Origin of the sequence: Rhodococcus sp. (in: high G+C Gram-positive bacteria) (assembly GCF_049299235.1) — a bacterium.
In the GTDB taxonomy this organism is placed as follows: Bacteria; Actinomycetota; Actinomycetes; order Mycobacteriales; family Mycobacteriaceae; genus Rhodococcus.
In genome coordinates this window covers 1-12138 of sequence record NZ_JBAQXC010000377.1, presented here as the reverse complement: position 1 = coordinate 12138, position 12138 = coordinate 1, and the positions used below count along the sequence as shown (strand labels likewise).

The following is a 12138-nucleotide window of genomic DNA, read 5'->3' as shown; positions in this document are numbered from 1 at the left end:
TGAGGCGGCACAGTGATGTCATGACACACAGCGGGAACACGACACACAGTAGGAACCTGGCGAGCTGGGAACAGTTCCGCACCGAAGCACCTGCACTGGCCGAGTCGATCGCCGCACGCTGGGCGGCGCACCGGCACCACGTCCTGGCGACGTTGCGCCGCGACGGCTCACCCCGCATCAGTGGCACCGAGGTCGAGATCGTCGACGGTCGGCTCGTGATCGGATCCATGCCCGGTGCGCTCAAGGCCCGCGATCTCCAGCGTGACGGCAGATACGCGCTGCACTCCAATCCCGGACATCACGACATGGCCGGTGGCGACGCGAAGGTCGCCGGGCACGCGCGGGAACTGCTCGGCGAGCAGAAGGCCGCAATCCTCGCCGCGTATCCGTCGCCTGTCCCGGACGGCCCGATGCACCTGTTCGAACTCGACATCGCCGAGGCCGTCCTCGTCACCGTCGACGAGACGATGCACGTCGACCTGTGGCGTCCCGGCGCCGGGGTCGTTCGGCACGAGCGCTGACACCGATGCAGGACACCCGATTGCAGTAAGCCGCGACAGCACTCGCGCAGGGTCAGTTCTCGGCGCGGTGCCCGTCTCGGGCGACACAGAACTCGACGATGCGCGCCACCGGTTCCGCGCTGTGAGTGCTCAACCCACCGTGCGCGGCACCGGCGACCAGAACGTGTTCGCTGCCCGGTATCCGCGCGGCAGCGGCCTTTTCGCTGTCGGGCGGGAAGAAGAGGTCGTGTTCGAATGCGATCGAGAGGGTGGGCAGGTCGATCCGCGACAATGCGTCGAGGTGGTTCTGCTTGTTCCGGGACCACTCGCGCGAAGCAGCCAGTTGCCCTGTCATGCCGTCGATTCCGGTCCAGCGACCGGTGTCGGCGGAGAAGAGATCGTGCCAGCCCGGTAGTGCGTCCCGATCCTGAAGCATGGCCGTCGGCAAGGTGGTCATCAGGATCTCGAACGTGGCGACCGCGGCGGGCAGGCTTCCGGTGGCGTCGATCAGGTCCAGTTCCATGTCGTCGACGATCGTCACGAGCGGTGACGGATCGAGGCCGGCGACGAACACCGCGGCCCGGAAAGTGGCCGGTCGTTCGCGGAGCAGGACCTGCGCGACGTATGTCCCGAGGGAATAGCCGACGACGATCACGTCGCTGGTCAGTCCCAGTTCGTCGAGCAGCGCCGCCGCGTCGCCGGCGAGGTCGTCGACCGAGTACGGTGCCGGCGGTGCGGACGACGGTGGGATTCCGCGCGCGGTGAGCGCGACGACCTCGAAGCCTGCGTCGGCGAGCAGGCCGGTGAGCCCGGAGATCTCCCACACGATCGACGGCATTCCCAGCCCGCCGAGCAACAGGACCGCCGGGCCGGACCCGGTTCGGGTGACACCCACCGTGACGCCCGGAGACAGTTCGATCTGCTCCACCATGCCCCCACTGCTCATCGTTCGTCGATGTTCGAAGTCCGGGGCCGCATCTCCCAGCGTCACGGCACCGGGACGGAACAGTATCCGGTCCCGCTGTTGTTCCACAAGACTTTTCGACCTCCGGCCGCACCGCGCACGGACGTGCTCGCTCAGCCGAGTCGACGACCTCAGCCGAGCTGATTGACACGAATGAGATTGCCGGCCGGATCACGGAAGGCGCAGTCTCGGACGCCGTAGTCCTGGTCGATCGGCTCCTGGATGACATCGGCACCAGCGGCCTGGAGACGGTCGAAGAGCCCGTCGAGATCGTCGGTGGCCAGGGTGACCGCCGTGTAGGCGCCCTTGGCGATGAGGTCCAGAACCGTGCGTCGTTCCTCGTCGGTGACACCCGGATCGGCGGCGGGCGGGTGCAGCACGATGGACGTTCCGGGTTGTCCCACCGGGCCCACGGTGATCCAGCGCATGTCTTCGTAGCCGACGTCCTTGCGGACCTCGAAGCCGAGGATGTCGCGGTAGAAGCCCAGCGCGGCCTCCGCGTCGGTGTGCGGGAGGAAGGCGTAGTGAATGGTGATGTTCATGTCGACCACGCTAGAACGAGCTACCCGGGTCGCGCTTCTCGATTCCTGACCGGTCTGGTCACCTGCTTGGCCAGACACGGCGGGATGCCCTCCCCGGCCTGGGAATGGTCCCGGCGGTAGACGCTCGGCGGCACACCGACCAGTTCGGTGAACCTCGTGCTGAACGTGCCCAGCGACGACGATCCGACCGCGAAGCACACCTCGGTGACGCTGAGGTCGCCGCGCCGCAACAGCGTCATCGCCCGTTCGATCCGCCGCGTCATCAGATACGAGTACGGGGATTCGCCGTACACCCGGCGGAACTCGCGGCTCAGATGCCCGACCGACATGTGTGCCCCGCGGGCCAGCGCCTCGACGTTCAACGGCTGGGCGTACTCCCGATCGATCCGATCGCGGACCCGGCGCATCGCCACGATGTCCCGCACCCGTTGCGCGTCCGCGCGTCCCGGTCCCATAGGTGGCATCGTTCCACGTCGCGCCCGGCGGCATCCAGTCGTCCCGATCGAGTGCGGGGAGCCGTCGTCCGGGCGGGACGACCCATCGAACCGCTCGCCGGCGGCGGAGCGCATACTGGGGACCTTGTGCCCTGAGCGAGGAGGTCCGGTGCGCGACGATCTGTCCGCCTATCGCAGCGAGTTCACCCGCATCGAGAAGAAGATCGCCGGGGAGTTCCGTGCCGGGCGACGGCAGTGGGTGCTTGTCGGGTGTGTGACCGTACTGGTCGTCGCGCTGCTGCTGCCGCAGACCGAATCCGCGACCTCGTGGACGGTGCTCGGCGGCTGGTTCGGCGGGCACGCGACCGTCACCCTTCCGATGCGCATCTTCACGACCCTCGCGCTGGTGTTCGGCGTCGTCGTCTCGACGGCCGCACTGTGCCTGCGCCGGTGGCGTCTGGCCGTCGCCGCGCTGCTCGGTTCGGGCCTGTCGTCACTGTTCGGCCTGTTCGGGTACTGGTCGCAGAACGGGATGCCGTCGCCGACGCCGCATGCCCCGTCGCCGGGGATGCTGCTGGCCTGGCTCACGATGGTGGTGCTCACCTCGCAGTGGCTGCCCGTCGTGCTGAGCAGGTCACCCACCGACACCAGGACGCGCCCGGCGGTGCTGTTCACCCAGCGTTGAGGGCCGCTCCGGCCCGCCGCACCAGGTAGGTGTCCATCACCCAGCCGCGCGCCGCCTTCGACCTCGCCCGGGCCGTCTCGATGCGATCGCGGACCTCGGCCAGTCGCCCGGCGACGAGTTCCTCGTCGGAAGTTCCGAGGTTCGCGCCCCACCAGATGTCCCATTCCCCCGGTAATTCGGTGCACGTCAGACGGGCGTCGAGCATCACGACGACATTGTCGGCGCCCGCCGCGACATCGTCGCGCAGGCGACGCCCCGTCGTGATCGTGACCGGGCCGCCGATCCGGTTGAGCACCAAGCGATGCCGCGCGGCGAGCATCTGCACGCTGCTGACCGCCGGGATCACGTCGTAGTCGATGTCGACGACCCCGCGCTCGCGGATCCGTTCGACGACGCGAATGGTGCTGTCGTACAGGCTCGGGTCGCCCCACACGAGGAAGCCGACGGTCTCACCGGCAGTCACCTGCTCACGCAGCACCGTCTCGTAGGCCTGTGCGCGGGCGGCGTGCCAGTCCCGCACCTCGACGCCGTACTGCTCGGGTGCCCGGTCGCGGGGCGGGTCGGGCACCACGATCACCCGGTGGTCGCCGGGGGTGTGCCGCCGGCAGATCTCCTCGCGCACCGACACCAGGTCGTCCACCCCGCGTTGCTTGTCCGCGACGAGGAACACGTCCACATCGCGCAGCGCGTGCACCGCCGCGACCGTCAGATCGTCCGGTCCGCCGGGACCGATCCCGATGAGGCGCACCCTCATCCGCGGTCCTCGAGGTCTCCCTCGACGTCCAGATACGCCTGTTGCAGTGCCTGCATCGTCGCCGGATCCGGTTCGGCCCACAGTCCACGTTCGGCGGCTTCGGTGAGCCGTTCGACGATGCCGCGCAGCGCCCACGGGTTCGCCTCGCGCAGGAACTGCTGGTTCTCCGAGTCCAGCGCGTATGTCTGCGCGAGGGTTTCGTACATCCAGTCGGCGACGACCCCGGCGGTCGCGTCGTAGCCGTACAGGTAGTCGACGGTCGCGGCCAGTTCGAACGCACCCTTGTATCCGTGCCGTCGCATCGCCGCGAGCCACCGCGGATTGACCACGCGGGCCCGGAAGACCCGTGCGGTCTCCTCCGAAAGCGACCGGGTGCGCACCGCATCCGGCGACGTCGAATCGCCGATGTACGCCTTCGGGTCGGCCCCGGTCAATGCCCGCACGGTCGCGACCATGCCGCCGTGGTACTGGAAGTAGTCGTCCGAGTCGGCGATGTCGTGTTCGCGGGTGTCGGTGTTCTTCGCGGCGACCGCGATACGACGGTAGTTCGCGCGCATGTCGTCGGCCGCGGGTTCGCCGTGCACCCCGCGCCCGTACACGAATCCGCCCCACGCGGTGTACACCTCGGCGAGATCTTCGTCGGTACGCCAGTTGCCGGTGTCGACGAGTTGCAGGATGCCCGCGCCGTACGAACCGGGCTTGGAGCCGAAAATCCGGCGTACCGCGCGGTCCGCGTCGCCGTGCTCGGCTTCGTCGCGCTGCGCGTGCGCCCGGACATAGTTCGACTCGACGGGTTCGTCGAGCGCGGCGACCATGCGGATCGCGTCGTCGAGCATCCCGATGACGTGCGGAAACGCGTCGCGGAAGAACCCGGAGATGCGGACGGTGACGTCGATGCGGGGGCGGCCGAGTTCGGCGAGCGGAACGACGACGAGGTCGCGGACGCGGCGGGACTCGGGGTCCCATTCCGGTCGGACCCCGATGAGGGCGAGTACTTCGGCGATGTCGTCACCGGATGTCCGCATCGCCGACGTCCCCCACACCGACAGCCCGACGGACCGTGGGTAGTCGCCGGTGTCCGCGAGGTACCGATCGACCAGTGCGTTCGCCAGCGCGACGCCCGTGTCGTAGGCGAGGCGGCTCGGCACGGCCTTCGGGTCGACGGTGTAGAAGTTCCGCCCGGTGGGCAGCACGTTGACCAATCCGCGCAGCGGTGACCCGGACGGCCCGGCAGGCACGTACCCGCCGTCGAGGGCATGCAGCACCATGTCGAGTTCGTCGGTGGTGCGGGCGAGCCGCGGAACGACTTCCTCGGCCGCGAACACCAGCACCCGCTCGATCTCGGCATCGGTCCGCCCCAGAACGGATTCGACTGCCGAAGAAACAGATTCGACGGACCAGTCCGCATGTTCCATCGCCTGCACCAGCGTGCGAGCCTGCTCCTCGACGGCGTCGACGTCGGACAGCGGCGCATCGGGCTTCAGCCCGAGCGCGGCGCGCAACCCCGGCACCGCGTGTGCCCGGCCTCCCCACACCTGCGCGGCCCGCAGGATCGACAACACCAGATTCACCCTGGCCTCGCCGGTGGGGGCACCGCCGAGCACGTGTAGGCCGTCACGGATCTGCGCGTCCTTGACCTCACACAGCCAGCCGTCGACGTGCAGCAGGAAATCGTCGAACTCGGCGTCGTGCGGCCGATCGTCGAGGCCGAGGTCGTGATCGAGTTTCGCGGCCTGGATCAGCGTCCAGATCTGTGCCCGGATCGCCGGGAGTTTCGCCGGGTCCATCGCCGCGATGTTCGAGTATTCGTCGAGCAACTGTTCCAAACGTGCGATGTCGCCGTATGATTCGGCGCGCGCCATCGGCGGGATCAGATGATCCACGATCGTCGCGTGGGCGCGCCGCTTGGCCTGGGCGCCCTCCCCCGGGTCGTTGACGAGGAACGGGTAGATCAGCGGCATGTTGCCGATCGCGGCGTCGGTCGCGCACGCCGCCGACAGGCCCGCATTCTTGCCGGGCAACCATTCCATCGACCCGTGCTTACCGAGGTGCACGACCGCGTCGGCCCCGAATCCGCGCTCCACCCAGCGGTAGGCCGCCAGATAGTGATGCGACGGCGCCATATCCGGGTCGTGGTAGATCGCGACGGGATTCTCCCCGAACCCGCGGGGCGGCTGGATCATCAGCACGACGTTGCCCGCTTGCAGGGTCGCGAGGACGATCGCCTCGTCGTCACCGGAACCGTCGACGAACAGCGCACCGGGTGCCTCACCCCAGGCCTCGGTCATCGCGCCGGTCAGTTCCGCAGGCAGATCGGCGGTCCACTCCCGGTACTGGGCGGTACGCACCCGCACCGGATTACCGGAGATCTGCTCGGCGGTGAGCCATTCCTCGTCCTGCCCACCGGCGTCGATGAGGGCGTGGATCAAGGTGTTCCCGGCTTCCGCGTCGTCGGCGACGTCCATGCCGGGGAAACCCTCGCCCAGGTCGTAGCCCTGCTCGCGCATCGCCCGCAACATCCGGATCGCCGACACCGGGGTGTCCAATCCCACCGCGTTGCCCACCCGGGAGTGTTTCGTCGGGTATGCCGACAGCATGATCGCGATGCGCCGCTGCGCGGGTGGCACATGCCGCAACCGCGCGTGGGCGACCGCGATCCCCGCCACGCGACGGCACCGTTCCGGATCGGTGACATAGCGCGGCAACCCGTCGGCGTCGAATTCCTTGAACGAGAACGGCACCGTGATGATGCGTCCGTCGAATTCGGGAACGGCGATCTGGGTGGCCGAATCGAGCGGGGACACACCGTCGTCCGACTCCGCCCAACTGTCCCTGCTCCAGGTCAGGCACAGCGCCTGCAGAATCGGGATGTCGAGGGCGGCGAGCGCGGCGACATCCCACGCTTCGTCGTCGCCGCCGGCGCCGACGGTCGCCGGTGTGGTACCGCCCGCGGCGAGCACCGTGACCACCAGCGCGTCGAGAGTCCCGAGTGCGGCGAGCAGATCGTCGGGGGCGCCGCGCAGCGACGCGCAATGGATCACCACCGCCTGTGCCCGGCCGGTCGCGTCGACGGCGTCGGCGAGATCCTGCGCGAACTGCACATTTCCGCTGGTGTGGTGGGCCCGGTAGAACAAGACACCCACCCGCGGCAGGTCAGGATCCACCGGTGCCGGACGCGGAGCGAGGCCCCATTCGGGCAGTGCCGCGGGCGGTTCGAAACCGTCACCGCCGAGCAGCACCGTGTCGGAGAGGAAGGCGTGCAGGTGTGCGACGTTCTCCGGTCCGCCGTAGGCCAGGTAGCGGTGCGCCTCCGCGGCGGTACCGACCGGCACGGTCGAGTAGCCCATCAGCTCTCCGTCGGGGGTCTGCTCGCCGCCGAGAACGACCACCGGGACTCCGTGCGCGAGCACCCGGTCGAGTCCCTCCTGCCAGGAGCGGGCCGACCCGAGGATCCGGACGATCACCAACTGGGAGTCCGCCAGCAGGGCGGGCAGCGCGTCGGGGGCATCGCCGGTGAGGTCGAGCCGGGACGGGTTGCCGACCACCCAGTCGGCGCCGCTCGCCCGAGCCGACAACAGGTCGGTGTCGGACGTCGACAGCAACGTCAGGCGCGTCACTGCGCGACCCGGAACAGCACGAAAACAGCCATGTTCAGTCTCCAAAAACCCTCGTGGACCTCGCGTGCCGTGGCCGGTCTCCTGGCTGACGGGTCGACGCTGCTCGGCCGAACCTTCCCGGAGCGGACTCCAGTGGTTTCCGCACCGGCGGACCGGCACGGACGAGGGCGAACAACTACCGTTCACAGTGGCGAGGGCCGCGCCGGTTTCCCACCGGCTTCCCGAACACCACGGCAGGGCCGAGACTAGCGCACCCCTCGGGGGCGTATGCAAGCATGGGCGGCCATGACGGACCGTTCGGCCGACCGACTTCCCCCGGACCGCTGCCCTGGGCTGCTGCGCCCACACGTGGCGGCGGACGGCGCGCTGGTGCGGATGCGGGCGCCCGGCGGGCGGCTACCCGACGAGGGCTTGCACCGCCTGTCTGCCGCTGCCCGCGCGTTCGCAGACGGCGACGTCCACCTCACTTCGCGCGGAAACCTGCAGATCAGAGGGGTTGCTCTCGACGACTGCGGGGGTGTGCCCGACGGCCTGATCGCAGCGGTCGCCGAGGCGGGATTCCTGCCGTCGCCGACGCACGAACGGGTACGCAACATCGTCGCGTCACCGCTGTCCGGACTTGTCGGCGGCCTGGCCGATATCCGGCCGCTCATCGCCGCCCTCGACGAAGCGCTGTGCGCGGACCCCCTGCTCACCGACCTGCCCGGCCGCTTCCTGTTCGGGATCGACGACGGCCGCGGCGACATCGCCGGACTGCGCTGCGACCTGTCCGCCACCGCCGTCGATGCCGGGCACGCGCGCATCGTGATCGGTGCGTTGTCCGGGCCGGTCGTGCCGCTGCCGCAGGTCGTCGGCACCCTGATCGACCGCGCCCGGCGGTTCACCGCCGTGCGGGCGACCCGGTGGCATGTGCGGCAACTTCCCGATAGCGGCCGTGAACTGGGCGGGGGCACGCCGGTTCCGCGTCCGGCGCCCCGCGCGATGCCGTTCGGCGTACTGGACGGAGCGGTGTCGGTGCTGGTGCCGTTGGGGATTCTGACCCCTCGGATGGTCGCGGCGTTGCCGGGTCGCGGTGTGATCGTCACGCCGTGGCGGAGCCTCGTCCTGCCTACCGGTACCTCTCCGACGACGCTCGCAGACGCCGGGTTCGTGCTGTCGAACGATTCGCCGTGGGTCCGGGTGACGGCGTGCACGGGAGCGCCCGGGTGTAGCCTCGCCCACGGCGATACACGAGAATTGGCCCGCCGAACCGCCGCGGAGCCGGTCACCTCCGGACACGTCCACGTCATCGGATGCGAACGTGCCTGCGGCGCACCCCATTTCCCACATACCCTCGTCGCCGCCAGGAGCCCAGCGTGATCGAGACACCCCCACCCCGACGGTACGAGTACGAAACCGACGGCGCCGAGATCTACGTGCGGTCGTTCGCGACGATCCGATCCGAATCCGACCTCACAGGCATCCCCGCCGACGCCGAGAAGGTCGCGGTGCGCATGATCCACGCGAGCGGCCAGACCGATCTGTCACGCGACCTGGCGATCCATCCCGGCCTGGTCCGGGCGGCGCGCGGCGCGCTGAACGCCGGGGCGCCGATCCTGACCGACGCGAACATGGTGGCATCCGGGGTGACCCGCACACGACTGCCCGCGGACAATCCGGTGCTGTGTTTCCTCGGCGATCCGCGCACACCGGATCTCGCCGCACGGTGGGGCACGACCCGTTCGGCCGCGGCGGTGTCGCTGTGGGCCGAGCACCTCGACGGTGCCGTCGTCGCCATCGGCAACGCGCCGACCGCACTGTTCCACCTGCTGGAGATGCTCGACGCGGGTGCCCCACGGCCGGCTGCGATCGTCGGTGTACCGGTCGGCTTCATCGGCGCGGCAGAATCCAAGGACGCGCTGATCGACCACGGACTGCAGATTCCGTATCTGGCGGTTCGGGGTCGGCGAGGCGGCTCCGCGATGGCGTCGTCCGCACTCAACGCACTGGCACAGGAGCTCGAATGAACACCGGACGTCTCTTCGGCGTCGGCCTCGGCCCCGGCGATCCCGAACTCGTCACCCGCAAGGCCGCCCGCCTGATCGGCGAGGCCGACGTGATCGCCTACCACTCCGGCACCCACGGTCGGTCCATCGCACGATCCATTGCCGCCGAACTTATTCCGGCTACCGCCGTCGAGGAGCCCCTGGTGTATCCGGTGACGACCGGCACCACCGACCATCCCGGCGGCTACGACGGTGCGATCGCCGACTTCTACGACGAATGCGCCGATCGTCTGGCCGCGCATCTCGAGGCGGGCCGGACCGTCGTCGTGCTGTGCGAGGGCGACCCCCTGTTCTACGGGTCCTACATGTATCTCCACGATCGGCTCGCGGATCGGTTCGCGGCCGAGGTCGTTCCCGGGGTCACCTCGTTCTCGGCTGCCGCGGCGGCGGCGGCGGAACCACTGGTGCGGCGGACCGACGTGCTCACCGTCCTGCCCGGCACTCTGCCCGAACCGGAGTTGGCGCGTCGACTGGCCGACACCGACGGCGCCGTGATCATGAAGCTGGGCCGAACCTTTCCGGCCGTGCGCAGCGCACTCGCGCAGGCGGGCCGGCTCGACGACGCGGTCTATGTCGAGCGCGCGTCGATGGACGGCCAGCGCATCGCACCGGTCGCCGAGGTCGACGACGATGCGGTGCCCTATTTCTCGGTGATCCTCGCGCCCGGTGACCGGGCGCCCCGCAACCGGGACACCGCCGACCGATCCCGGCCGGCGACCGGACCCGCGCCGGAACCGTCGGTGGCACGGGAATTGCTCGTGATCGGTTTGGGGCCCGCCGACGAGCGGTGGCTGACCCCGGAGGCCTCGGCGGCACTCGCCGACGTCGACCATGTCGTCGGCTATGGACCGTACGTCGACCGCGTACCGGTACGCCCTGGGCTGCAACGACATTCGAGCGGAAACACCGTCGAGGTGGATCGCGCCCGGTTCGCACTCGACCTGGCGTCGACGGGCCGGCGGGTCGCGGTCGTCTCCGGCGGTGATGCCGGCGTGTTCGGCATGGCCTCCGCCGTGTTCGAGGCCGCGCAGGACGACCGCTACGCGGATGTGCCGATCCGGGTGCTGCCCGGATTGTCCGCGGTGCAGGCTGTCGCCGCGCGGGCAGGCGCGCCCATCGGCGGTGACTTCGCGGTGGTCAGCCTGTCCGATCGACTCAAACCGTGGCCGGTCATCGAGAAGCGCCTGACCGCGATCGCGCAGGCAGATCTGGTGCTCGGCATCTACAACCCTGCGTCACGTTCGCGCACGACCCAGGTCGCCGACGCCAGGGCCGTGTTGCTGCGGCACCGTCCGGCCGACACGGTCGTCGTCGTCGGACGGGACGTCGGCCGGCCCGGCGAGTCGGTCGACGTCACCACGCTCGAGAAGTTGGATCCTGCGACGATCGACATGAAATGCCTGATCATCGTCGGCGCGGCGGGGACTTCGGTGACGGCGGCGGGGTCGGTGTGGACCGCCCGCTCGGTCGCCGATCCCGGAGGTCGATGACCGGCCGGATCGGCGCGCAACCGGTGTCGCCGCCCCGAGCGGCGAGGTGACGACGGTCCACATCCTCCCCATTGCCCCGATCGGCCCGCCCATCGGCAACCGGAATGCGATTCTCTCGGCTTGAGAATGTGATTGACACCTCATTCGGGCCGATGCTAAACAAGTGCTCAGCATCTCGGTTGCCGGGGGCTTTCTCCGGCCGCCGGAGGGTCATCGGCAGTCGCGGCGGTCATCACAACCACAGGGGAGCGACAATGGCGGGAAGAGTCGAAGGCAAGGTCGCGTTCATCACGGGCGCAGCACGGGGGCAGGGCCGCAGCCACGCGGTGAAGCTGGCGGAGGAAGGCGCGAACATCATCGCCATCGACGTCTGCACGCAGCTCGACGACGTGCCGATCCCGATGTCGACGCCGGAGGATCTTCAGGAGACCGTGGCGCTCGTCGAGGCTGCAGGCGGCAAGATCCACGCCGCCGAGGTCGACGTGCGTGACTTCGAGGGCATGCAGGCCGCCGTCGACGAAGGCGTGGCACAGTTCGGCCGGCTCGACATCGTGTGCGCCAACGCCGGCCTGGCGAGCTCGGGCGACCGGCTCGACAGCCTCGGCGAGAAGGGCTGGCGCGACATGATCGACGTCAACCTCACCGGCGTATGGATCACCACCCGCGTGTCCGTTCCGCACATCCGCGAAGGCGGTCGGGGCGGTTCGGTCATCCTCACCAGCTCGGTCGGCGGACTGCGCGCGCTGCCGAGCGTCGGGCACTACGTCGCCGCCAAGCACGGAATGCTCGGGATCATGCGCACCCTGGCCATGGAACTCGGCGAGGAGAGCATCCGTGTCAACGCCGTCTGCCCGACACAGGTGAGCACGCCGATGCTGCTCAACGAGGCCACCTACAAGATGTTCCGCCCCGACCTCGAGCATCCGACCGCGGACGATTTCGCGCCGCTGTCCCAGATGATGCACGTGCTGCCGACCCCGTGGATCGACGCCGTCGACGTCAGCAATGCCGTGCTGTTCCTCGCCTCCGAGGAATCCCGGTTCATCACCGGTGTCGCGCTGCCGATCGACGCGGGTTCGATGCTCAAGTAGACGGTCCCAGACTGAG

General features: G+C 69.4%; 11 protein-coding genes and 1 riboswitch. Of the genes, 6 read left to right on the top strand and 5 right to left on the bottom strand.

Annotation, left to right across the window (positions count from 1 at the left end):
- The first annotated feature begins 20 nt into the window (after positions 1 to 20).
- Positions 21 to 521, top strand: coding sequence for a pyridoxamine 5'-phosphate oxidase family protein (locus tag WAX14_RS23390; RefSeq protein ID WP_422630429.1), 501 nt, complete (start codon positions 21 to 23; stop codon positions 519 to 521).
- 52 nt (positions 522 to 573) lie between these two features.
- On the opposite strand, the gene WAX14_RS23385 is transcribed toward WAX14_RS23390, so the two are convergent.
- From WAX14_RS23385 to WAX14_RS23375, 3 genes are all read right to left on the bottom strand, one after another.
- Positions 574 to 1533, bottom strand: coding sequence for an alpha/beta fold hydrolase (locus WAX14_RS23385; RefSeq protein WP_422630428.1), 960 nt, complete (start codon positions 1531 to 1533; stop codon positions 574 to 576).
- Between the two features lie 62 nt (positions 1534 to 1595).
- On the bottom strand, positions 1596 to 2006 hold the full coding sequence (locus WAX14_RS23380) for a VOC family protein (RefSeq protein WP_422630427.1): 411 nt from the start codon (positions 2004 to 2006) through the stop codon (positions 1596 to 1598).
- A gap of 20 nt (positions 2007 to 2026) precedes the next feature.
- Positions 2027 to 2461 (bottom strand): helix-turn-helix transcriptional regulator, encoded by a 435-nt coding sequence (locus WAX14_RS23375; protein WP_422630426.1) that lies wholly within the window; start codon positions 2459 to 2461, stop codon positions 2027 to 2029.
- Between the two features lie 148 nt (positions 2462 to 2609).
- Between WAX14_RS23375 and WAX14_RS23370 the strand changes: the two genes are divergently transcribed.
- Positions 2610 to 3125, top strand: a complete 516-nt coding sequence (locus tag WAX14_RS23370) for a hypothetical protein (protein ID WP_422630425.1) — start codon at positions 2610 to 2612, stop codon at positions 3123 to 3125.
- On the opposite strand, the gene cobF is transcribed toward WAX14_RS23370, so the two are convergent.
- Positions 3112 to 3879: a precorrin-6A synthase (deacetylating) gene (gene cobF / locus WAX14_RS23365; protein ID WP_422630424.1), complete on the bottom strand. Its 768-nt coding sequence runs from the start codon at positions 3877 to 3879 to the stop codon at positions 3112 to 3114. The genes WAX14_RS23370 and cobF overlap by 14 nt on opposite strands.
- Entirely contained in the window at positions 3876 to 7496 is a 3621-nt protein-coding gene (gene cobN, locus WAX14_RS23360) for a cobaltochelatase subunit CobN (RefSeq protein WP_422630423.1), read from the bottom strand. Before cobN ends, cobF begins: the two co-directional genes overlap by 4 nt.
- Positions 7497 to 7550: 54 nt before the next feature.
- Positions 7551 to 7744, bottom strand: a riboswitch (cobalamin riboswitch).
- A gap of 37 nt (positions 7745 to 7781) precedes the next feature.
- Between cobN and WAX14_RS23355 the strand changes: the two genes are divergently transcribed.
- The 4 genes from WAX14_RS23355 to WAX14_RS23340 all read left to right on the top strand — a co-directional run bounded on the left by WAX14_RS23355 (position 7782) and on the right by WAX14_RS23340 (position 12122).
- Positions 7782 to 8855 (top strand): cobalamin biosynthesis protein CobG, encoded by a 1074-nt coding sequence (locus WAX14_RS23355; protein ID WP_422630422.1) that lies wholly within the window; start codon positions 7782 to 7784, stop codon positions 8853 to 8855.
- Positions 8852 to 9502 (top strand): precorrin-8X methylmutase, encoded by a 651-nt coding sequence (locus tag WAX14_RS23350; RefSeq protein ID WP_422630421.1) that lies wholly within the window; start codon positions 8852 to 8854, stop codon positions 9500 to 9502. Before WAX14_RS23355 ends, WAX14_RS23350 begins: the two co-directional genes overlap by 4 nt.
- Positions 9499 to 11031, top strand: a complete 1533-nt coding sequence (locus WAX14_RS23345) for a precorrin-2 C(20)-methyltransferase (protein WP_422630420.1) — start codon at positions 9499 to 9501, stop codon at positions 11029 to 11031. Before WAX14_RS23350 ends, WAX14_RS23345 begins: the two co-directional genes overlap by 4 nt.
- A 254-nt stretch (positions 11032 to 11285) precedes the next feature.
- Entirely contained in the window at positions 11286 to 12122 is an 837-nt protein-coding gene (locus WAX14_RS23340; RefSeq protein ID WP_422630419.1) for a mycofactocin-coupled SDR family oxidoreductase, read from the top strand.
- The last annotated feature ends 16 nt before the right edge of the window (positions 12123 to 12138 follow it).